Origin of the sequence: Paenibacillus xylanexedens, from assembly GCF_007680605.1 — a bacterium.
Classification (GTDB): domain Bacteria; phylum Bacillota; class Bacilli; order Paenibacillales; family Paenibacillaceae; genus Paenibacillus; species Paenibacillus xylanexedens_B.
Genome location: NZ_VEIO01000001.1, coordinates 1116741 through 1138648 on the forward strand (window position 1 = coordinate 1116741; position 21908 = coordinate 1138648).

19 protein-coding genes are annotated in these 21908 nt (G+C 46.8%); 15 read left to right on the forward strand and 4 right to left on the reverse strand.

Translation table 11 applies throughout. The features are described from left to right. Positions 1 to 53 precede the first annotated feature (53 nt). From dctA to FS818_RS05190, 6 genes are all read left to right on the forward strand, one after another. Positions 54 to 1409 carry a C4-dicarboxylate transporter DctA gene (dctA, locus tag FS818_RS05165; RefSeq protein WP_145330215.1) on the forward strand — a complete coding sequence of 452 codons (1356 nt, stop codon included), beginning with the start codon at positions 54 to 56 and terminating at the stop codon, positions 1407 to 1409. Between the two features lie 283 nt (positions 1410 to 1692). Further along, positions 1693 to 3408 carry an alpha,alpha-phosphotrehalase gene (gene treC / locus FS818_RS05170; RefSeq protein WP_145330217.1) on the forward strand — a complete coding sequence of 572 codons (1716 nt, stop codon included), beginning with the start codon at positions 1693 to 1695 and terminating at the stop codon, positions 3406 to 3408. Between the two features lie 37 nt (positions 3409 to 3445). Continuing rightward, complete coding sequence (gene treP / locus FS818_RS05175; RefSeq protein ID WP_145330219.1) at positions 3446 to 5440, forward strand: PTS system trehalose-specific EIIBC component; 1995 nt, start codon at positions 3446 to 3448, stop codon at positions 5438 to 5440. 243 nt (positions 5441 to 5683) lie between these two features. Continuing rightward, complete coding sequence (locus FS818_RS05180) at positions 5684 to 6538, forward strand: chemotaxis protein (protein WP_145330221.1); 855 nt, start codon at positions 5684 to 5686, stop codon at positions 6536 to 6538. A gap of 37 nt (positions 6539 to 6575) precedes the next feature. Next, positions 6576 to 6839, forward strand: coding sequence for a YkgJ family cysteine cluster protein (locus tag FS818_RS05185; protein ID WP_090920646.1), 264 nt, complete (start codon positions 6576 to 6578; stop codon positions 6837 to 6839). A 73-nt stretch (positions 6840 to 6912) separates the two neighbouring features. Further along, entirely contained in the window at positions 6913 to 7116 is a 204-nt protein-coding gene (locus FS818_RS05190) for a hypothetical protein (RefSeq protein ID WP_145330223.1), read from the forward strand. Between the two features lie 83 nt (positions 7117 to 7199). On the opposite strand, the gene FS818_RS05195 is transcribed toward FS818_RS05190, so the two are convergent. Both FS818_RS05195 and FS818_RS05200 read right to left on the reverse strand, forming a co-directional pair. Beyond that, positions 7200 to 8534 carry an MFS transporter gene (locus FS818_RS05195; RefSeq protein ID WP_145330225.1) on the reverse strand — a complete coding sequence of 445 codons (1335 nt, stop codon included), beginning with the start codon at positions 8532 to 8534 and terminating at the stop codon, positions 7200 to 7202. A 77-nt stretch (positions 8535 to 8611) separates the two neighbouring features. Continuing rightward, the gene (locus FS818_RS05200; protein WP_145330227.1) at positions 8612 to 9328 is read right to left on the reverse strand and encodes an O-methyltransferase; all 717 of its coding nucleotides are present in this window, start codon (positions 9326 to 9328) and stop codon (positions 8612 to 8614) included. Positions 9329 to 9502: 174 nt separating this feature from the next. Between FS818_RS05200 and FS818_RS05205 the strand changes: the two genes are divergently transcribed. Beyond that, positions 9503 to 10402 (forward strand): LysR family transcriptional regulator, encoded by a 900-nt coding sequence (locus FS818_RS05205; RefSeq protein WP_145330229.1) that lies wholly within the window; start codon positions 9503 to 9505, stop codon positions 10400 to 10402. A gap of 56 nt (positions 10403 to 10458) precedes the next feature. Here FS818_RS05205 and FS818_RS05210 read toward each other — a convergent pair whose 3' ends face one another. Next, positions 10459 to 11184, reverse strand: a complete 726-nt coding sequence (locus tag FS818_RS05210) for a YoaK family protein (protein ID WP_145330231.1) — start codon at positions 11182 to 11184, stop codon at positions 10459 to 10461. Between the two features lie 232 nt (positions 11185 to 11416). Between FS818_RS05210 and FS818_RS05215 the strand changes: the two genes are divergently transcribed. After that, positions 11417 to 12163 carry a GTP pyrophosphokinase gene (locus tag FS818_RS05215; protein ID WP_145330233.1) on the forward strand — a complete coding sequence of 249 codons (747 nt, stop codon included), beginning with the start codon at positions 11417 to 11419 and terminating at the stop codon, positions 12161 to 12163. A 45-nt stretch (positions 12164 to 12208) separates the two neighbouring features. Further along, complete coding sequence (locus FS818_RS05220) at positions 12209 to 13447, forward strand: multidrug effflux MFS transporter (RefSeq protein ID WP_145330235.1); 1239 nt, start codon at positions 12209 to 12211, stop codon at positions 13445 to 13447. 75 nt (positions 13448 to 13522) lie between these two features. Here FS818_RS05220 and FS818_RS05225 read toward each other — a convergent pair whose 3' ends face one another. Then, a complete protein-coding gene (locus tag FS818_RS05225) occupies positions 13523 to 14161 on the reverse strand; it encodes a hypothetical protein (RefSeq protein WP_145330237.1) in 639 nt (212 codons plus the stop codon). Positions 14162 to 14415: 254 nt separating this feature from the next. Between FS818_RS05225 and FS818_RS05230 the strand changes: the two genes are divergently transcribed. The 6 genes from FS818_RS05230 to FS818_RS05255 all read left to right on the forward strand — a co-directional run bounded on the left by FS818_RS05230 (position 14416) and on the right by FS818_RS05255 (position 21678). Then, the gene (locus tag FS818_RS05230; RefSeq protein WP_145330239.1) at positions 14416 to 15036 is read left to right on the forward strand and encodes a flavin reductase family protein; all 621 of its coding nucleotides are present in this window, start codon (positions 14416 to 14418) and stop codon (positions 15034 to 15036) included. A gap of 181 nt (positions 15037 to 15217) precedes the next feature. After that, on the forward strand, positions 15218 to 17368 hold the full coding sequence (locus FS818_RS05235; RefSeq protein ID WP_186375413.1) for an MMPL family transporter: 2151 nt from the start codon (positions 15218 to 15220) through the stop codon (positions 17366 to 17368). A gap of 205 nt (positions 17369 to 17573) precedes the next feature. Beyond that, complete coding sequence (locus FS818_RS05240; protein ID WP_145330243.1) at positions 17574 to 18494, forward strand: ABC transporter ATP-binding protein; 921 nt, start codon at positions 17574 to 17576, stop codon at positions 18492 to 18494. Between the two features lie 36 nt (positions 18495 to 18530). Beyond that, on the forward strand, positions 18531 to 19283 hold the full coding sequence (locus tag FS818_RS05245) for a hypothetical protein (protein ID WP_145330245.1): 753 nt from the start codon (positions 18531 to 18533) through the stop codon (positions 19281 to 19283). A 117-nt stretch (positions 19284 to 19400) separates the two neighbouring features. Next, entirely contained in the window at positions 19401 to 20420 is a 1020-nt protein-coding gene (locus FS818_RS05250) for a dienelactone hydrolase family protein (protein WP_145330246.1), read from the forward strand. A 139-nt stretch (positions 20421 to 20559) separates the two neighbouring features. Then, positions 20560 to 21678: a rhamnogalacturonan acetylesterase gene (locus FS818_RS05255; protein WP_260989861.1), complete on the forward strand. Its 1119-nt coding sequence runs from the start codon at positions 20560 to 20562 to the stop codon at positions 21676 to 21678. The last annotated feature ends 230 nt before the right edge of the window (positions 21679 to 21908 follow it).

Consider the following 21908-nt stretch of genomic DNA (forward strand, 5'->3'; position numbering starts at 1 on the left):
GTTACACGGAAACCAACCGGATATCCGAAACGATTGCAAACGGGGGAGCGTTCATGACATTTGTAAAATCTTTATTTTTTCAGATCATTGCAGCAGTAATCATCGGTATTGGAGTAGGTATGTTGTGGCCCGATCTGGGGAGTCTATTGCAACCCTTGGGTACAGGTTTTATCAAATTAATCAAAATGCTGATTGCACCGTTAATTTTTATGGTCATCGTTACAGGTATCGCTAAAATGGGTGATCTGAAGTCTGTTGGCCGAATCGGGCTTAAAGCAATTTTGTGGTTCGAGCTTGCCACAACGGTTGCACTTGTGCTTGGTTTATGCACAGCCAATCTGCTTCGTCCAGGGGCGGGAATGAATGTAGATCCCGCCAGCATTGACGCCAGCGGAATCGAGGCAAAAACAAAGGGGTCCGAGCTTCCGCATACGGTTGATTTTATGTTGAACATTATTCCAACAAGTGTCGTGGATGCCTTTGCCCAGAATGCCCTGCTGCAAGTGCTGCTTGTTGCCTGTCTGTTCGGGGTTGCCTTGGCAGCCACGGAGAGCAAGGCTAAGGAAAATGTACTGAACCTGATGGAGCAGCTACTTGGGATTGTGTTCCGAATGATCGGTTACATTATGAAGCTGGCTCCGATAGGCGCTTTTGGTGCAATGGCCTACACTATAGGGGCGTACGGCGCTTCCACCCTTTCCTCCTTTGGATTGTTAATATTGGCTTGTTACGGCGCTGCTCTGTTATTCCTGTTGCTGTTAGCGCTGGCTGCCTGGTGGATTACAGGGCTGAACTTTATACAGTTTGTCCGATACACTCGTTCAGAAGTGATGCTCGCGATTGGAACAGGCTCATCAGAAGTTGTGATGCCGCGTATGATGGACAAGCTGACGAAGGCGGGGTGTGATCGTGCAGTGGTTGGACTGGTGGTGCCTACGGGATACTCATTTAATCTGGACGGGGCTTCCATCTATCTATCGTTAGCGACGGTCTTTGTTGCTCAGGCTGTCGGCATTGACCTGACCTTGGGTCAAGAGATCACCATTCTGCTGGTGCTGATGCTAAGCTCGAAAGGCATGGCGGGTGTTCCCGGTTCGGCGTTTCTTGCTCTGTCAGCTACGGCGGCGGCAGTGAATGCTTTTCCGGTAGCAGCAGTGGCTCTGCTGCTTGGTGCAGACCGCTTTATGGATACGATGCGTGTTTTTACGAACCTGATGGGGAACTGTGTAGCGGCATTTGTCGTTGCGAGATGGGAAGGATTGCTCGATCAGAAACGGATGCGTGCTGTGCTCTCCGGTGAGATTAGCGCCGCTGAATTGGAAGCAGAAGAAAAGGCTGCGCGAGCTACATTGAAGCTGAATCTTCGAGAGAAACAGGGCCAATCCTTAGCAACACCCGAGGTGCTTTAATTGTGAAATAGATTGAAGTTATATCTTTCAACCGTCTGAAAAACCGGGATTAGTCCAGGGGAACAGACGGTTTTTTGGTGATGTAATACACATATCATGGAGTTTGCGAGACGAATTCTTCAAATAAATGTTACAGCTAAAACATTAATGGGGAATGAGTAGAAGAGAAGCAGAATGTACATATTTGCGTTTCAACTTGTATATACATGTTTAGTTATGTAATATAGATGATGAAATATCCGAGGAGTCTGGTTAGAGCAATACAACAATTGGAGGCGTTAACATGAGTTCGAAGAATACAGAGCCATCATCGTGGTGGAAGCGGTCTACGGTGTATCAGGTGTATCCGAAGAGCTTCAATGATACAACAGGATCAGGGACTGGCGACATACGGGGGTTAACGGAGAAGCTGGATTATTTGCAGCATTTGGGGATCGACATTGTTTGGTTGCAGCCCGTATACGTTTCCCCGCAGCGTGATAACGGGTATGACGTAGCAGACTATTACCGCATTAACCCCGACTATGGAACGATGGAAGATTTCGATGAATTGCTTGCCGAGCTGAAAGCGCGTGACATGAAGCTGATGATTGACATCGTGGTGAATCACTCCTCAACCGACCATGAATGGTTCAAGCAGTCTCGTTCATCGAAGGACAATCCTTATCGGGATTATTACATTTGGAGAGACCCCGCGCCGGACGGCGGTGTACCGAACAACTGGCAATCGAAATTTGGTGGGCCAGCTTGGCAGTATGATGAGCAGACCGGACAATATTATTTAACGTTGTTTGATCAAACGCAGGCAGACCTGAACTGGGAGAATGAGGAAGTACGCAAGGCTGTCCGCGACATGATCAAGTTCTGGGCGGAAAAAGGAGTCGACGGTTTCCGGATGGACGTCATTAACCTCATTTCCAAAGATCAGCGTTTCCCGGACGATGATGGCAGCGTGTCACCGGGTGATGGACGCAAGTACTATACGGATGGGCCACGAGTGCACGAATATATTACGGAAATGTACGATGAAGTATTTGGGCCCTATAACATGGTGACGGTAGGGGAGATGTCCTCGACTACGCTTGCGCACTGTATTCGTTATTCCAATCGGGCTTCAAGAGAATTCTCGATGACCTTTAACTTTCATCATTTGAAGGTGGATTACCCAGATGGACAGAAATGGGAACTGATGCCATACGACTTTGAATCCATGAAGCAACTGTTCAGTGAGTGGCAGACCGGAATGCAGGCTGGTGGCGGCTGGAATGCACTGTTCCTGAACAACCATGATCAGCCGCGTGCGTTATCCCGCTTCGCAGATGATGGAGAATACCGTGCGGAGAGTGCCAAAATGCTGGCGACGACTTTACATGGATTACAAGGTACGCCTTATGTCTATCAGGGCGAAGAGATTGGTATGCCTAACCCCGTTTGGAATGACATCAGCGAGTTCCGCGACATTGAGTCCACCAATATGTATCGTTTGTTGCAGGAAGAGCGGGGCAAAACGGCCGAAGAGGCTTTCCAGATTGTGAAGGAGCGTTCCCGGGATAATTCCCGGACACCGATGCAGTGGGACGGTACGGCTAATGCTGGATTTACAACCGGAACACCTTGGCTCAAGGTGGATGAGAGATATCCGTCCATCCATGTGGAGGAGCAGATCGGCAACCCGGATTCCATCTATCATCATTACCGTAAGCTGATCCATTTGCGTAAAGAGGTGAATGTCCTGACTGACGGTTTGTACGAACGTTTGGATGATGCGCACGCTGAAGTGTTTGCATATGCACGCGCCAACGGGAATGAGACATTAATCGTAGTGTCCAACTTCCGTAAACAGGATACAACCTTTCAAGTTCCTGAAGCGGTCTGGAACAATCATATTGCAGGTAAATCACCTGAACTTCTGATCAGCAATACGGATGCAAAACCTGAGCTGAAGCAAGAACTCTCGCTTAGTCCGTATGCTTCTTATATGTGGTTAATCAAGCAGTAACAGAATGAATTCCATTTTATAAATAGGAAGTGACACTATGGCAATCGATAAAAAACAAGTCGAAGAGATCGTCCGGGCCGTCGGCGGCAAAGACAATATTGAAGCGGCGACGCACTGTGTAACGCGATTACGCTTTGCTTTGTATGACGAGGACAAAGTAGACACAGAGCTACTTGATCAAAATGATCTGGTCAAAGGGCAATTCTCTTCCCAAGGCCAATTCCAGGTCGTCATCGGTCCAGGTCTGGTGGATAAAGTCTATGAAGAGATGATTCAGATTACCGGAGGCGAACGGTCTTCCAAAGATGATGTGAAAGCAGCCGCGGGTAAAAAGCAAAATCCGTTGCAGCGTGCCATCAAAACGCTCTCGGACATTTTCATTCCGATCTTGCCAGCAATTATTACAGCGGGTCTACTGCTCGGGATTAACAACATTTTGACAGGTCCTGGTATCTTCTTTGATGGGAAATCATTAGTGGATGTGTATCCGGCATGGAAAGACCTGGCTTCCATCATTAATACCATTGCAAGCACCGCGTTTACATTCCTGCCCGCTTTGATCGGCTGGTCAGCAGTGACCCGATTCGGCGGCAGTCCGCTGCTCGGGATTGTGCTGGGTCTGATTCTGGTACATCCTGATCTGCTGAGTGCATATGGTTACGCTGATGCGGTGAACAAAGGAACGGTTCCGACCTGGAATTTGTTTGGCTGGGAGATTGAGAAGATCGGTTATCAGGGTCAGGTACTGCCCGTATTGGTATCGGCGTATCTGCTTGCCAAGATGGAAGTTTTCCTGAATAAAAGGGTGCATGATTCCATCAAATTGCTGGTCGTAGCTCCTGTGACATTGCTGGTTACCGGATTCCTGGCATTTACGATTATCGGACCGGTTACGTTTGCAATTGCAAACGCCATCACATCCGGTTTGATTTACATCTATGATTCGTACGCTGCGCTGGGTGGTTTGATCTATGGTGGTCTGTACGCGTTGCTCGTTATTACCGGTATGCACCATACGTTCCTTGCCGTAGACGTACAGCTAATTGGTAGCCAAGGCGGCACCTTCTTGTGGCCGATGCTGGCTTTGTCCAATATTGCGCAGGGTTCGGCGGCACTTGCCATGATGCTCGTGTTACGTGAGAAGAAAATGAGAGGGCTTGCGGCGACCTCATCCGTATCTGCTTTCCTCGGAGTGACCGAGCCAGCCATCTTTGGGGTGAATATTCGTTATCGTTATCCTTTTATCTTCGGTATGGTCGGTTCCGCCATTGGTGGTGTACTGCTAACGATGAATAATGTTCAGGCCACGTCCATCGGTGTAGGCGGTGTGCCAGGGTTCCTGTCCATTTTCCCGGATAAATGGGGGGTGTTCTTTATCGGTATGGCTATCGTTCTGGTGGTGCCGTTCCTGTTGACTGTTGTGTTTGGACGGGCGAAGCTGAGAAAAGAAGATCGACTGATGGCGAACGGAGAGTCCGCTTCAGGGATCACATCTGCCGAGACAGCAGCAGGAACAGAGACGGCTGAGCGCAATCGTAGTACAGCGAAGTCTGAAAATGCATCTGCAAAAACACTCGAAGTTATGGCGCCAATGACGGGTAAAGCGGTACCGCTGGAGCAAGTTCCTGACCCGGCGTTTGCCGAAAAACAAATGGGTGAAGGCATCGCAATCGAACCTTCGGGCAATCAGGTGGTTGCCCCATTTGACGCAAAAGTTGCACATGTCATTAAGAGCAAACATGCGGTTATATTGGAACATGCGAGCGGACTTCAAGTGTTGATTCATGTCGGCATTAATACGGTATCCCTAAAAGGGGAAGGTTTCTCTATGTATGTAGACACGGGTGATCGCGTGAGAGCCGGGGAGAAGTTGCTTGAATTTGACCGTAACGTCATCGAAAATGCGGGTTATCCACTCATTACGCCTGTCATTATTCCGGATGGTCAGGATATGGTTGAACGGATTGAAACGGTGACAGGAGATGTGACTTCAAGTCAGAACGGTGTTCTCAGGATTCATCTGAAAGGATAAATTCATATCTGGTAGTAGTCAAAAGGAGCTGTGAAACCTGCAGCTTCTTTTGGCGTTTACAGGTGTGATTTTGCATAGGCATCATGATAAAATAGTTATGTGATCAAGTAATTACAATTTTTGATAATAAGTCGAAGCGCACTCGTTTGGTGCTTCAGTTGAATGTCAGTCATACGGAGAAAAAGCAGTTCATACAGTGGGTGTACAAGGAGTGTTCCTAGTCAAATGATAAGGAGGAAAGCCATGACTCGGGTAGCGGTGATGGTCATTCATGGACTGGGTATGCAAAAAGAAAACTACGCTGACAAGCTGATCGCTTGCTTGAGCAAAGAAATGGAACGTGTTATGGTGCTGCCAGGCGCCGCGAAACAGATGCTTGATATTGAACCCGTCTTCTGGGCCGACGTGTTCGAGGAGCGTGAAGAGGCTTTGTTTCAACAGCTGGTTCGCACACCGGGATTAAACTATCAGGCATTGCGCCGTTTTGTCATTCATTATCTCGCCGATGCGGTGGCTTACCAACCTGTAGAGAACCAAGGACATCATTATGATGCTGTGCACCGAACGCTGAATCAGGCCATGCACGTTCTCGCACAGCGCAATGGGCCGGAAGCTCCGCTTTGTGTCATCGCTCATAGTCTCGGAGCTGTCATTGCAAGCAACTTTTTCTATGATCTGCAGTATCCGTCATCCAACCGAATACCGGAAATTGTGGATGTGAACTCTGCTTTGGAGCGGGGAGATACGCTGACCAATTTTTACTCCTTTGGCACAACACTGCCGCTATGGAGTCTGCGCTACGATAATTTCAGCCGTCCCATTCGGGTGCCTGCGCCGCAGGCCACGCATTACTTTCCACATCTGGAAGGGGAGTGGGTTAATTTTTATGAAAGCAACGATATATTAGGTTATCCATTACGTCCCATTGACCCGGCATATGCGGCCGCTGTGAAGGAGGATATTGAGGTGCGTGTCGGTGGACCAGCTACAAGCTGGAATCCACTGAGCCACGGAGGATATTTTACCAGTGAGCACATGAACCGCAGAATCGCTCAAGGATTAGCACGAACATGGACATGGGTAAATCGCTCAAAGTAACAGAGTGTTATACGAGGCAAATGAAGGAGGAAACATCATGGAATGCAGGACGGGATGTGCCGCATGTTGTATTGCCATATCCATATCATCACCGATTCCCGGCATGCCTGAGGGCAAACCTGCGGGAATGCGATGCATCCAGCTGACGGACGATAATCGTTGCGGTATATTCGGTCAAGCCAGCCGCCCGGCGGTATGTAGTGGATTGCAGGCTGAGGAAGCGATGTGCGGCAGCAACAATCAAGAAGCCTTTCATATTTTGACACAGTTGGAACGACAGACAGCACCGGGCCTAAGATGAAAGACTTGTTTGATTATAGAAGGTTAATTATACTTAATATGGAATAATATTGATTGTGGAAGGGGGATTAATAATGGATTGGATGAAACGTCTGGTGAAAGTGGTTGGCCATATGATGAGCGATCTGTGGATGGGGTCTTATCGTCGCAACTCTGATCATTACGATGAGCAAGCTCCAAGTCCAGAAAATAAACCGAGATATTACACTTTTGTTGTTCTAGCAACGGTGGTCACCCTGGGTATTGTCGTTATTATGTATAATCCAAAATATTGGTAGGTAATCAAGGAGAAATAATCCAAAAAAGAGAGTATCCCGTGAGTGCTAGAGCATGGGGATACTCTTTTTTTAGTTGTTTATGGTTACGATCTGTCTGCAAGAACAGTAACAGAGGGCTTTGGCTCTCTAAACATGAAGAAGTACATCAGGGAAGAGATGACGTAGAGACAGCCTGTAATGCTGAACGTAATCGCGTATCCCCAATAAGTTCCGTAGGTAGTAACCAGATATGACTGCACTGGCCCCATCGTCGCCCAACCAATCATAAACGAAGTTTGCATCATGGAGTTGGCAATCCCGCGGCGTTTATCCGAGATCCGATCCACTAATATGGCGGAATGAATTGGATTAGCAGCATTCATGAGCGCTTGCCTGAACAAAAAGCTGACGGATGCAATGAAAAGCAGGTTCGTAAAACCTGTGAATAACAGGAAGGGCAGCGATAATACTTGGAAAATAACGACAGCTCGTACACTGCCAACTTTGGCAGCTAACGTTGGGCCAATCAGCATGGATACAATGGTCATGATCTGACCGAGTGCAATCAGGATGCTCATGCCGCTTAACGATACGGCGAAGCGATTCGTAAAATACAAATTCAGATAAGGCACAACGAGTCCTGATCCTAATCCGATCAGCAACTGTGTCACAATGAACTGACCAATCAGCCTGGTATCTCTTTTTTTAATACGTGTGTCATCATCAACGGGGAGTGGTGTAATTACAGCACGAGTAAGCTCTGCTTCAGCCCCCTGGACAGAGTGTTGGTGAGGCTGAAGCTGTTTCGGTTTTAGATCTGTCCGAGACTCCTGATTCTCGGTTACAAAAAGCAACGGAATAAATGCGGCTAGTGTCGCAGCTCCGCCCATAAATAACACCGTCTGCAATCCGGTGACTTTGGCCATGCCGGCAGCATGAAGCACGTCTGCAAGCACGCCTCCGCCCAGACTGCCAAGAACCTGAGATGCGAGCACCAAAGAGGAATAATAACTGAACATTTTGAGACGCTGACTTTTTTTGACGTTCTCTGCGAGATAAGGAATAGCGAGCACCTGAAAAACACCGGCAAACAGGCCGGAAAATACAGCAAACCAGATCAACCCGCTCGCGGCATAATCGAAGGAACGTCCGATTAGAAAAGCACCGCTGAATAGCGCCCCGATAATCAACAGTTTTTTGCGGCTGAACTTGTCACCGCTAAATCCAATAGGAATGAACATGATTGCTGTAGCAAGAGATTGGATACTGACAATTTGGCCATTCATGGTGTCATCGTAACCTAAGCCTTGAATGTACAGATTATAAAGAACCGAGAACATGCCGTTTCCGATCTGATACAGCAGACTTGCCAGAAAGAACAGTTGAATATTGCGAGACCACCCGCCAATTTCAACATGGATCTGTCGTAAAGCTCTCAAGTAACTCCCTCCAGTCTGCCTTTGCAGTGATACCAGTGTAACAGGAAAGGCAGATTTTCGGAAGAATTGACCACTGTTTATTTTGTTACAGGGGCATCTGTGACACGAGCAATCACAAATCCATCGTATCCTTTACTGCCCACGGTTTGCAGTGCCGTGGCTTCAAGATGAGGGTGATCTCCGATGCATTCGAGGAAGGTTCGAACCCCTTGAACTCTCGGGTCTTCACTGTCAGAGTGAATGACTTCCCCATCCCTGATAATATTATCTCCGATGATCAAGCTTCCTGGTCGTGTCAGACGCAAAGCCCATCTCAGGTAATCCGGATTGCTCGGTTTATCAGCATCGATGAAAATCAGATCAAAGGGTTCAGGGTACTCTTCCTTAATATCTGGGAGGGAGGTTAGTGCCGGGCCTACTCGAAGGTCTACTTTGTGCATTAGCCCAGCTCGGGTCAGATTGGCTTGAGCAATTTCCGCATGTTTAGGTTCTGACTCCAGCGAAACAATTCGTCCATGATCCGGCAGAGCTCTGGCCATCCAGATGGTGCTGTAAGCACCTAGAGTTCCAATCTCCAGTACGCGCGAAGCCCCCTGTATTTTCAGCAATAGCTGAAGGAACTTTCCCTGATTCGGTGTGACATCATGTGACGGTAGCCCTGCTTCTGCATTGGCTTCAAGTGCAGCTTGCAAGTCTTTGTCGTTTGGAAGAAGAAGGCTGTTTATATAATGATCGACCTCATTCCAACGGGCGGGCTGGTTAACCTGGCTATTATTCAAATCATGCTTACTCATTACACATCTTCCTTTCTGTTTGGCTGCATTTGTATTTCTTATAATTCAACTATAGAGGAGATTGAAATATAAATAAAATATATATTTTGTATGTTAATATATAATTAAGTTATATAATGTGATGATAAAATGTTGGATCAGTACGCCAGTAAGTAAGGAAGGGGGAGAAGTTGTATGAATTTGCATGGATTACGATTGTTTCACGCCATTGTGAGGTACGGCGGAGTTACCCGGGCTGCGGAAGAATTGAATATCAGTCAACCTGCGGTGTCTTCTCAGGTAAAACGATTTGAGCGTGAACTAGGCATAGGGCTGTTTGGTTCCGAAGGACGAAAACTTGTGCTTACCGATGCAGGGAAACATTTAATGGAATATGCCGAGCGTTTGTTTATGCTGGAACAGGAAGTAGAGCAATTTCTAGAGGACATGAGGGAGGGGAGAAAAGGACAGATTCGTCTCACGGCGACTTACTTGCCGGCCAATTTTTTGTTGCCGAGTTGGATTGCGACGTTCAAGCAGACACATGAGGATGTTGAGCTTGTGGTAAGCACAAGCAATACACAGATGGCTTTTGACCAGTTGCTTCGTTATGAAGCCGAGATTGCAATATACGGAGGAAGTGGAGTCAGTCATCCGGGTGTGCATTGGGATAAGTTATTCGAGGATGAAATGTGGTTTGTGGTGCATCCAGATCATCCGTATGCAGGTCAAAACATTACATTGCACGAGATGATGGCTGAGCCATTCATCATGCGTGAGAAAGGCAGTGCAACACGAGATCGACTGGCTGCCTTGTGCACGACCAATAACCTGCCCTCCCCACGAATAACACTCCAGTTCAACGGATTAAACGAAACGATTAGCGCAGTAAAGGCAGGATATGGCGCTAATTTCATCTCATCCCTTGTTGTAAGAGAGGACGTTAATCAAGGTAAACTTGCCCGTGTATATGTACAAAACGTACAGTTACAGAATACGATTGCCATCTGTACACGGGCAGGAGAACAGTTGTCGCCAGCAGCAAAACAATTGGTTCAATGGATCAGGCAAGAAGCGCTTGCCATGCACTCTTAAATAAATTGTTAAGTATTATGAACGTGTTTCAGCAGCGCATCATCGCAAATGTCCTCTCACTCCGGATTACGATGTAGCTCTAATTCTTTGCCCCAAGACGTGAATCTTGCCTGGAGTGTTACGCCGGCAATGACCAGTACAGGAACCCAGACCGCTACTAGTGGCACATGATGGAAAAGCAATGCTGCGATGATGACCCCGCCGAGATAGATCACAACTGCGCCTGCACGCAGGTAGGCGTCTGTAGACAGCGCTTTGACCAAGGAGCGGATATTGGCATGTCTTAACCGATGAAGAATGCTTACAGCATCTTCAATCACCGCCGCCAGATTATTAGTGAGCACCGTTGTCGAGATTCCCGCAACACCAATCCTCCGGGCAGCCGTTGTTTGCATCCCCATGGCCACTGCAAGCAGTACAATTAACAGATAGGATAATTGCTCGGAAAAGGGAGTGAGCATAAGGACTGCAAACAGCAGAAGTAGTATGCTTTCAACGGTAAATACGGCAGTGACCTGCGGGGACCAGCCGTTTTTGATTTTGACTTTTCCAAGCACATGTGCCGCGATTGCATTCCCCGCAATAAAACCGATAAGGGCGAGCAAAGCACGCAGTACAACAAACTCCTGAGCACGGGCAATAGCGATACCCAGCAGCACGATGTTTCCTGTCATATTGGCTGTGAGTACATGCCCAAGCCCTAGATACCCGATGACATCGACCATACCGGCTGACATGCAGAGCAGTAACATGGCGTATTTCTGGAGATGATTTTGATTCATATTTTCCCGTCCTTTCAAGCAAACATAACTTCTCCAGTATACAGCTATTGCACCGCCTTCATCAAAACGAAATCTGAACCAAAGCGGCACATGTACATTTCTAAAATTCGTTTATTCATGTCAGATGTTTTATAATGATATAGAAGACATGTCATAAGACCAGCGTTCATACGAATGTATACAAGTTGGTTATCAAATCATAGAGGTGTCAAAAGAAAGGAAGAAACTGATGATGAATGCTCCGCATCCGATTGACCAGTTCAAGAAATTCAAATACGAAATTACACGATTTATGATGATCTATAAATTTGCGCTGGATCAGATGGAAACCAAAATAGAAGTGCTGAAAGAAGAGTTCCAGTCCCTTCATGATTACAGTCCGATTGAGCATACCAAGTCGAGATTGAAGTCTCCCGAGAGCATTATGAATAAAATGTTCCGTAAAAATCATGAGCTGACGTTTGAAAGCATCAAGCAAAATATTAAGGATATTGCCGGTGTACGCATCACATGTTCGTTCATTTCTGATATTTATCGGATTAAGGATATGCTGTGCAACCAAAGTGACTTGCGTGTGCTCGAAGTGAAAGACTACATCCAAAATCCGAAACCGAACGGATATCAAAGTTTGCATCTGCTTGTGGAAGTGCCGGTATACATGTCCAATGGCGAGGAACGTGCCTGTGTGGAAATTCAGATTCGTACGATCGCAATGGATTTCTGGGCAAGTCTTGAACATAAAATCTTTTATAAATACAACAAAGATGTTCCGGAACATTTAACAAGAGAACTGAAAAGTGCGGCGGATTCTGCCAATGCATTGGATCACCAAATGGAACGTTTGCACCGTGAGATCCAGGAGATCAAGGACGCCGAGAACGAACGGGATGATGAGGAGTTACGCCGGATTATTATCAATAATCAACAGTTCACCCTGCCGAACAACTTGCTCAGATTGCTTGGAGATGGAGAAAACTAAAAATGAACATGGCAACACGATTGGAACGAAAGGGACATCTTTGGGATGAAAAGTAAAGCAGCAGCTTCATTACACACCACGGCTACGCCAAGAGTGAGAATGGCGCTAATTCTTGGGACGCTCTCCGCATTCGGACCGCTGTCTCTGGATATGTATCTGCCAGCCCTGCCAACGCTGGCGGATGAATTTGGCTCGTCCACTTCGTATGCTCAGCTTAGCCTGACAGCATGTATGATCGGGCTTGCGCTGGGTCAGTTGCTCGCGGGGCCATTAAGCGATGTGAGAGGTCGCCGAATGCCTCTGATTGCCGGACTTGTGCTTTATACAATTGCGTCTATATTATGCCTCATCAGCCCATCGATGGGCTCGTTTGTTGTGTTACGTTTTATTCAAGGTTTGGCCGGAGCGGCGGGGATTGTCATCGCGCGTGCAGTGGTCAGGGACGTATATGAGGGTCCAGAACTGACCCGCTTCTTTTCTCTGTTAATGCTTATTAACGGAGTGGCACCTATCGCGGCACCGATTATAGGTGGACAAATCCTGACGTATACTTCATGGCGGGGCGTATTTATTTTGCTAAGTCTTATCGGCGTGCTCGCGCTTCTCGCGGTCATCTTTGGTTTGGGCGAGACACTTCCGGCACAAAAAAGATCGAGCGGGGGGCTTAAGCAGACGTTGTTGACGTTTGGCAGCATAGTGAGGAATCGCCGTTTTATGGGTTATGCTCTAACGCAAGGTTTCGCAGCGGCAGGCATGTTCGCTTACATATCGGGATCACCATTTGTGCTTCAGAAAATATACGGGGTGTCCCCTCAAATGTTCAGTATATGTTTTGCCATCAATGGACTTGGCATTATTCTTGCCAGCCAGATTGCAGGCCGGCTTGCCGGTAAGGTATCGGAGACACGGCTGTTAATCGCCGGATTACTTATAGCGGCAGTCGGGGGAACTTCCTTACTTATCGCGATCCTTGCTGGTGGCGGGCTGATTTCAGTGCTAATACCCTTATTCATGGTTGTATCCAGCGTGGGGTTGATTAATACAGCGTCGTTCGCGCTGGCTATGGCGGATCAGGCGAAATCTGCTGGAAGTGCATCAGCGTTGATTGGTGTTATGACCTTTCTGTTTGGCGGACTCGTTGCTCCACTCGTGGGTCTTGGAGGAGAACATACGGCTGTGCCCATGGGAATTGTGATCGCGTGTGCTGATCTGGGGGCATTGTTCTTGTATGTTGTCATGATCGGCAGAAGCAAACCGAAACAGTCCATTTCTACAACTGCATAGTGCTTTGGTATAACCAGGAACGGCCCGCAGGGAAGCATATTCTTCCAATGCGGGCCGTTTTAGTCTGTCTGCCAATCAACAAAGGGCGAACAAAATTTGGGTGTTGAGCAGAATTCCTGGTGTCTGGTATGGATAGAAATAGCCGACAACAAAGCCAAACAAATTAATGGCAGGCCACATTAAATACACATCATTATACGTAAACACGAGCGACCACCGGTTATAACAGAAGTTAGGGAGTACACGCTGCTCTTGATCACGAGGCGCGGCCGCACCTGTCTGTGCAAATTGAACGGCTTGTGTCAAGCTTTGCGGTTGCTGCTGCAGGAAGAGTGGCAGCAGACCAGGACTGCTTTTGATAAGGTTATACAAAAATAACATCTCGGCAGGCGGCTGACCCACCGGGCGAGGATAGGCACTTAGCAAGGAAGGAAGATTCCCCTGAGCTAGCTGTGCTGGCACACCTGGAGCTGGGCCCGGACCAGGAACAGGACCCGGCATGCCGCCAGGGAAATAGGGGCCAGGAGGGGTTCCTGCACCAGGAATGAAAGGAGGATAGGAACCCGGGCTTCCGGGAATGCCTGGCGGGGTTTGCCCTCCAGGGAGACTGCCTCCACCCGGGAAGAGTGGAGGGAATTGAATGGAACGCTCTTCGCCGTAACTTGTATAACGACCATCATAATAACCTGCATAAGGGTAATAAACATGGTTCATGTTCAAGAACATCCTTCCTGTCATCTTATTCTGAAAACAGTCTATGACGGTATTCGCCTAGTTGTGATTGTTTAACAAGTGTGTATTTCTAAACGTGAGCAATGAAAATGGGACACTCATGATTGCCATTAGGTCTATACAAGTATTTTTTTGTTTTTAGGGACGGTATGCATATATAATAACGAAGAAGAAAGCAGAAGATTACGAAGATGAGGATCAGCCTCATGCATGCGACTAGGAAAGGGGACTTACATATGTATTCACTAAATCCGGAAGAACTCACGGCTAAAGATAATTATAAATTAATGAGCGGTTCAATCGTACCGCGTCCGATTGCCTTTGTAACCACGCTCTCAGATCATGATGGAATCATTAATGCAGCGCCATTTAGCTTTTTTAATGTGGTGAGCTCTGATCCGCCATTGTTATCTATCTCGGTGGGACGTAAAAATGGCGTAATGAAGGATACGGCACGCAATGTCCTCGCCCATAATGAACTGGTTGTGCATATTTGTGACGAAGACATTATTGAAGACGTCAATGAAACGGCGGCTTTACTGGAGCCGCATGAAAGTGAATTGGAAAGAACTCGTCTGACAACTGTTCCCAGTTCCGTGGTCGCTGTACCCGGAATTCAGGAAGCGCTGATCCGGATGGAGTGTAAGCTGTATCAGCATATTCCGATCTCGAATGATGAAGGCGTGCCTGTAAGTGACCTGCTTCTGGTCCGTATCGTGCAGTATCATTTTAGCGAAAAGATCTATCTTGCAGATAAAGGGTATATCTTGATGGATCAGTTAAAACCGGTCAGTCGTCTGGCAGGTAATGATTATGCCAAACTGGGTGATCGATTCACGGTTATTCGGCCCGAATAATTGGATATGAAATGAAACCGCTAGGACGAACAGCCCCATGTAGCATATACATGAGGCTATTTGTCTTTGTTTCATTAGAAACATAATCATGTTTGCTGATGAATAGACTTGTACTATACAAATCATGTCTTATGGTGCTAACCATAATTAGAATCCAATTTATATGCAGAGGAGCTTGGGGATGGGATATCGAAGCTTGGCTGCCCTCATTAGTCGATATCCGTGGTTTATTATCATCTGCTGGGTGTTTATCATCGGGATGTCAGTCGCCTGGGCGTGGAAGTTGCCTGACATGGTTCAGGATCACGGGTTAAAGCTGGCCGGGGGACAAGCCCAAACCGTAGAACAGATATTGGACCAGGAATTTGGCTCCCCGCCTGATCCGGTCGTGTTACTTTTTAATAAACTCCCGAATACTTCTGAGATATCCTTCAAGACGTGGATTCAAGAACAGCTTGACGCAGTCCGCACCTTGCCAGCGATATCCTCAGTGGTTTCCCCTTTTGATGTAAACACACAGGGAAGAATGTTGCGTGATAATCAGGCTTACGCTCTGGTACACATGGACATCGCACCTCACCGGATGAAGCATCCACTTGCTCAATTACGAGAGATTCTTGAAGTGGACAAGCAAGCTGATGTGCCTGGAACCGTGCAACTTACAGGAAAAACCGTGGTACAACAGGATGTAAATCGACTGAGCTTTCAGGATTTAGAACAAGCAGAGATCGTGGGACTACCGATCGCATTCGTCATTCTTTGCGTTGCATTCAGAGGACTGTATGCGGCATGTATTGCTGTCATGATGGGGATCAGTGCAGTGATTACGGCGATGGGCATAACGTCTTTGCTGGGTCATTATCTGGAACTTTCCAACTTTATTATTAACGTGATTCCAATGGTGGGTATGGCGCTCAGTATTGATTTTGCACTTATTATTCTGAGCAGATACAGGGAGGAATTAAAGCAGCGTTACGCAAGTACAGACAAGTTAAATAGTGAGCGCAACAGCATCAACCAACGCGAAATTTTGGAACGGACATTGGGCACAGCTGGTCGAGCGGTTCTGTTCTCAGCGGCATGTGTGTTTCTGGGTTTGCTGGGTCTGCTCTGGATCAGGCTACCTATGTTTCTCAGTGTGTCGCTTGGGGCTACCATTGTTCTTGTGCTGGCCTTGATGTTAAATGTAACCTTGTTACCCGCTATTCTTTGCCTAAGTACAGACCGATTATTTGCTCGCGTAACACGCATATCCAGCGTTACAGGACAACAAACAAAGGATAACACACTTGAACACAGTTTCTGGTACCACTGGTCAGCGATTGTTATGAAACGTCCTGTATGGATGGGGCTCGCAGGCACAACGTTACTATTGTGTTGCGTGTTTCCCGTTACACGGATGGATTTGTCCGTTCCCGATGCTTCTTCCTTACCATCCAGAATGGAGTCCCGTCAAGCATCTGAGCAGATCGAGCAAAATTTCGGTCAGGAACATATTGCTCGGGTCGATATTATCATCGGGAAAAAGGATAAGCCGTTAACAGCTTCTCACTGGGAGATAGCCGAACACAAAGTAACCAAGCTTCAACAGGATGAAAGAGTGGTGAGTATTGACTCCCGAGGGGGCATTTCGGATTCTTTTATTCGCTTAACGGTTGGTGTATATGGGGAAGCGGGTTCAGATGAGATGAAAGAATGGCTGCGGCAGACAAGAGCAGATGATGTAATAGCCCAGACAGAGAGTATTCCAATTCGTTATGGCGGCGAAGCGGTTTATGAGGATGAGATCAAGTATGAAATTGCGCAACAGTTGCCCAAGGTCCTTGTATTTGTCGTGGTAAGCAACTATCTGGTGTTGCTACTCGCGTTCCGTTCTCTACTAATACCACTAAAAGCGATTCTGATGAACTTGCTTAGTCTGGCCGCTTCGTTTGGCATACTTGTATGGGTCTTTAACGAGGGTCATCTGGGAATGGAAGTATCATCCATCGCCATCATGATTCCTGTTTTTATTGCTGGGCTGGTATTCGGCATATCGATGGACTACGGTGTTTTTATGTTGAGCCGGATACAGGAAGTGTACAGACAAACAGGAGACAGTGACACAGCCGTTCAACAAGGCTTGGCTTCAACGGGTCGTTTAATTACGTCTGCAGCAGGTATTTTACTGGCGGTAACGGTTCCCTTTGCCTTTGCCGAGGTGGAAGGGGTAAGACAGCTAGGCATCGGGATCACAGCAGCTGTATTCATCGATGTGACGCTAATCCGTCTTGTGCTTGTTCCATCCTTGATGAAACTGATGGGGAGATGGAACTGGTGGCTGCCTGGCTGATTGTAGATAAATAAAGAAGGGGATTTGTAGCCACGAGAATTCAGTCGTCTCTAGTTATATCAAGGGTATTCTGAAACCTGAATTTAGGTTTGGAATATTCCTTTTTTATTTAACTAATTTAGAAAAAAATAGTGATTTTCATCCTATGAAAATAGATAGCATTACCCTATCATATGCATGTTGGAATACTCAGGAGGGGTAAAATATGAGCTCTCAAGTGGCGGAAATACATGGTTTGAACTTGAGCTTACAGGGTAAGCCTGTACTTCATAATGTAAATATGGTTGTCCGTCCGGCGCAAATCACCGCTTTGATCGGGGAGAATGGTGCGGGCAAAACGTCTATGATTCGTTGTATTACAGGTCTGTATCCTCCAACACAGGGAATATGTGCGGTGTTTGGAGAGCAAGCCTATTACATGAGTCAGGGGAGCAGAAACCGTTTGGGAGTTGTTTTCGATGAGGGCGGATTGTATGGTGAGATGTCAGCCTGGGAGAATGTACTGTTTTTCGCACGACTCCGTGGAATACCCAGAGCGAGAATCGAAGAACCCTACAACAGACTTGTGCAACAGTTTGAATTGAAGACTTCCTTGAAGGTAGGGCATTTTTCCAAAGGAATGAAGCAAAAGCTTAGGATTATACGTGAATTGTTACACAAGCCAGAGTTATTAATTCTGGATGAACCCTTTAACGGGCTGGACCCGGATTCTAAATTTTTTTTGAGAGACCAACTAAGTGCGATCTGTTCGGATCAAGGTACTTCAATTCTCATTAGTTCTCATGATCTATTTGATCTGGAGAAAATCGCTGATCAGGTTGTGATGATTCATCGAGGAAGAATCGTGGCGGATCAGAGCATTCAGACAATAACAGAAGTGACCGAACGTTACATCGTTATTTGCAGTAACCCGCAACACGCGGTAAAGATTCTTCATAATGTAAAGGGTATTTATGTAATGAATCAGGATGAACAGTCTGTATCTTTTATGTCGGGATCAGGCTCTGTCAAGCATCTTCTACAACTCTTATTACAACATGGCATTGAAGTAGAGGAATTTTTCAAGGAAAAAAACTCGCTGGAGGATTTCTACAAAAAAATCAAACAAGCCACTATTCGAGAGTGAGATTAAGTAACAATTTGAGAGAAAGGTGGGCTGTAAATGCTGCCGTTATTACGCAAAGATGTGAAAACGCTTCATTGGAAAAGATCACTGACCATGCAGGTGTTGATGCTGGGAATGTTTTTTATTTTTACAATCAGTCAGTTGGGGGAGCTGGAAGCGAATCTTGGTTTATCTATAGAGGGCATGGTTCCGCTACTTCATAAGTTAAATGAGACACGTGAACATCGATTGATGTTTACGAATAGCTTAATGACTGTTGGTTTCCTGTCGTCTGCACTTGTGTTTGCTTTATACGTAGGCATTCCCCATATTTTACAGTTCTTCACTAAAGAAAAGGCCGAAAAAAACTTGGGTTTTATGCTTGCTGTAGTATCCAGACCAGAGAAAATCATGCTTGCTGTCTGGTTGTTCGCGTTGATTCGTGTTGTTGTTATGTCCATGATTAATGGGATACTAATCTGGTGTATTTTCACTGTACTCGGATTCCGTTCGGTAGGATCCGTCAGTCTGGTTTCTTCTGCGTTAACGATACTGCTCGGCATAGCTGCTTTTTTGTATCTTGCGAACGCTATCGTATGGGCAACACATGGAAGTGAACTGATATTGAAGGTTTATCGCATATTGATTCTGGTTGGCATTGTCGCGGCATTTCCAGCTGTAAACGTCCTTCGGATGGATTTCAGTGGTCTGGACTTTCGTTATGTTGGGTTAAGTTTGGGAATCTTCGTGATGGCTATACTTTTCTCAAAGTTAATAATGGGATATTTTAAAGTTGAAAAAGTGGTCTAATGCCGTAAACTAAAGGTGGCGACGATGTTACTTCTAGTACTATAATAGATAGGGGTTACCAAATTTTACAATTCATCATTAGCATCATTCCAGCACCTATAGGAGGTACACAGAAACATGTCCGAAATCGAAGCTTATCTGCAACAACAAACCACACTTCGAGGTCGTTCTGCGTTTGATGCAGATCAACCCTTGGAGTTATGGCAAAATCAATTGCGTACACGTATCCAAGAAAAGCTGGGCGATTTTCCAATGATGCCCGCTGCATTGAACCCTGTCGTACTGGAACGTGTTCCATGTGATGGCTACATCCGGGAGCGGATTGAGATCACAACCTACTCGGGGTTACGGATGCCTATTTATCTTTTAATCCCTGATAATGTAAGCGCTACCGATGTGAAGAGGCCTGCTATTGTTGCTTGTCATGGACACGGCTATGGGAGCCGGGAGATTTGCGGAATGGAGCCGGATGGTTCGCCACGGGCAGGGGAGCCTGGATTACACAAAGATTTTGCCGTTGCGCTCGTGAAGCGTGGGTACGTTGTGGCCGCCCCAGAACTGCTTGGGTTTGGGGACAGAAGACTGGATGAGGATCGAGAGGCGCCCCCGGGCGTAAGTTCCTGTACGAAGATCGCCGCACATCTGCTTATGGTGGGTAAAACGCTCGCAGGACATCGGGTTTATGAAACCACACGAGTATTTGATTATTTATCCACTCGAGCTGAAGTGGATTCGGAGCGAATCGGAAGCATGGGCATCTCCGGTGGGGGTCTGGTTACAGCCTTCACGGCAGCATTGGACGAACGATGCAAAGTTGTGGTGGTCAGTGGTTACGCAAGTACGTTTCATGGCAGCATTCTGGATCGCAATCATTGCCTCGACAACTACATTCCGGGGATTCTGCAGGAAGCAGAGCTGCCGGATATCATTGGTCTGATTGCTCCGCGTCCTCTATTTCTGGAGATTGGAAGTGAAGATCTTGTATTTCCGCTTCATTCCGCACGGGAGGCTCACGAACGGTTGAAAATGATCTATGAGCATGCTGGTGCAGGACGAGCATTGGATGCCGATTATTTCGACGGTGGACATGAGATTAGTGGTGCAAAAGCTTATGATTGGCTTGAACAGGTATTGTAATCGTAGTAATCGTAATTTTTCATCATGATCTGGAATGTGATGGGTACAAAATCGTATCATTTGAATTCGAGAGGAGCACTGTATGATGAAATGGCCAACTTCTTTACGAATGATGTTATGTACTGTACTTGCTACGAGTATGATCGCGGTTGGATTTGGAAGTGACAGAGTAGACGTAGCCGAGGCGGCATCGGATCATTATAAATTCGATTTTGGTGCAGGAGCAGTGGCGAACGGATATACTGGAGTGTCTGCCACAACGGCCTATACAGCTGCAAGGGGTTATGGTTTCAACACTCCGGCTAATATGAAAAATGTTTCCGCATCAGGTAGTGGTGTTGCAAGTGATGCCGTTCAATTTCTGAAATTTGGTACGAAAAGTGATAACACCTTCAATGTTGACCTGCCGAATGGTCTGTATGAGGTCAAAGTGACTCTGGGTAACACCGCCAGAGCTAGTGTGGCAGCCGAAGGGGTATATCAGATCATGAATATGACGGGCAACGGCGCAACGGATCAATTCCAGATTCCCGTGACAGACGGACAGTTGAATCTGCTGGTAACGGAAGGAAAAGCGGGAACTGCCTTTACGCTAAGTGCCCTTGAAATTCGGAAACTGTCGAACCAGCCTGTCACGAACCGTACGATCTATATTGGTGGAGATTCAACGGTATGCAACTATTATCCTCTTGGTAGCAGCGTACAGGGGGGCTGGGGGCAGTTGCTTCCTTCTTATGTAAACAACACAACTTTCCAGGTTCGTAACATGGCCACAAGCGGACAGATTGCCAGAGGGTTCCGTGATGATGGTCAGATGGAAGCGATTCTGAAGTATATCAAACCGGGTGACTATTTTATTCTGCAGCTCGGAATTAATGATACAAACGCTAAAAACAACACAACTGAGGCTCAGTTCAAAGAAATCATGCGTGATATGGTCCGTCTGGCGAAAAACAAAGGCGCAACCGTTATTCTCTCGACACCTCAAGGGCGGGCAACAGACTTTAATTCGGCCAATGTGCATCAAGCGGAGAACCGATGGTATAACGCGTCTACACGTGCACTGGCACAGGAAGAGGGAGTAACGCTCGTGGATCTGAACAAGCTCAGCTCGGCATACTTCACTTCCATTGGGCCGGCAGCTACGCTTGCTCTGTACATGAATGGCGATAGCTTGCATCCGAACCGGCAAGGGGCTTCACAGCTTGCCCGAATCGTGGCTGCGGACCTGAAACGCCAAGGCTTAAACGGTTTCTAACAAATAACGAGTTAATAGATACGCTCGATCTGTATCGTGGTATAGATAACATATTAGGTTATATCAGAAATCCCCCGGAGGAAAGCCGCTTACGAGCGATATCTCCGGGGGATTTTTTTACTTGTTTTCGCCACTATATAAATTGAATTATTTTTTACACATTAACGGAGAGGACAGAAAAAACCTGAAGAAGCGCAAAGCGTTCGCCTTTATCCCCGGATTTTCCCCTT

Coding starts and splice junctions, on each gene's coding strand:
- FS818_RS05205 (WP_145330229.1), top strand. CDS start 9,503: ATGAATTTGCATGGATTACGATTGTTTCACGCCATTGTGAGGTACGGC.
- FS818_RS05250 (WP_145330246.1), top strand. CDS start 19,401: ATGTCCGAAATCGAAGCTTATCTGCAACAACAAACCACACTTCGAGGT.
- treC (WP_145330217.1), top strand. CDS start 1,693: ATGAGTTCGAAGAATACAGAGCCATCATCGTGGTGGAAGCGGTCTACG.
- dctA (WP_145330215.1), top strand. CDS start 54: ATGACATTTGTAAAATCTTTATTTTTTCAGATCATTGCAGCAGTAATC.
- FS818_RS05190 (WP_145330223.1), top strand. CDS start 6,913: ATGGATTGGATGAAACGTCTGGTGAAAGTGGTTGGCCATATGATGAGC.
- treP (WP_145330219.1), top strand. CDS start 3,446: ATGGCAATCGATAAAAAACAAGTCGAAGAGATCGTCCGGGCCGTCGGC.
- FS818_RS05185 (WP_090920646.1), top strand. CDS start 6,576: ATGGAATGCAGGACGGGATGTGCCGCATGTTGTATTGCCATATCCATA.
- FS818_RS05230 (WP_145330239.1), top strand. CDS start 14,416: ATGTATTCACTAAATCCGGAAGAACTCACGGCTAAAGATAATTATAAA.
- FS818_RS05180 (WP_145330221.1), top strand. CDS start 5,684: ATGACTCGGGTAGCGGTGATGGTCATTCATGGACTGGGTATGCAAAAA.
- FS818_RS05215 (WP_145330233.1), top strand. CDS start 11,417: ATGAATGCTCCGCATCCGATTGACCAGTTCAAGAAATTCAAATACGAA.
- FS818_RS05225 (WP_145330237.1), bottom strand. CDS start 14,161: ATGAACCATGTTTATTACCCTTATGCAGGTTATTATGATGGTCGTTAT.
- FS818_RS05255 (WP_260989861.1), top strand. CDS start 20,560: ATGATCGCGGTTGGATTTGGAAGTGACAGAGTAGACGTAGCCGAGGCG.
- FS818_RS05220 (WP_145330235.1), top strand. CDS start 12,209: ATGAAAAGTAAAGCAGCAGCTTCATTACACACCACGGCTACGCCAAGA.
- FS818_RS05235 (WP_186375413.1), top strand. CDS start 15,218: ATGGGATATCGAAGCTTGGCTGCCCTCATTAGTCGATATCCGTGGTTT.
- FS818_RS05210 (WP_145330231.1), bottom strand. CDS start 11,184: ATGAATCAAAATCATCTCCAGAAATACGCCATGTTACTGCTCTGCATG.
- FS818_RS05240 (WP_145330243.1), top strand. CDS start 17,574: ATGAGCTCTCAAGTGGCGGAAATACATGGTTTGAACTTGAGCTTACAG.
- FS818_RS05245 (WP_145330245.1), top strand. CDS start 18,531: ATGCTGCCGTTATTACGCAAAGATGTGAAAACGCTTCATTGGAAAAGA.
- FS818_RS05200 (WP_145330227.1), bottom strand. CDS start 9,328: ATGAGTAAGCATGATTTGAATAATAGCCAGGTTAACCAGCCCGCCCGT.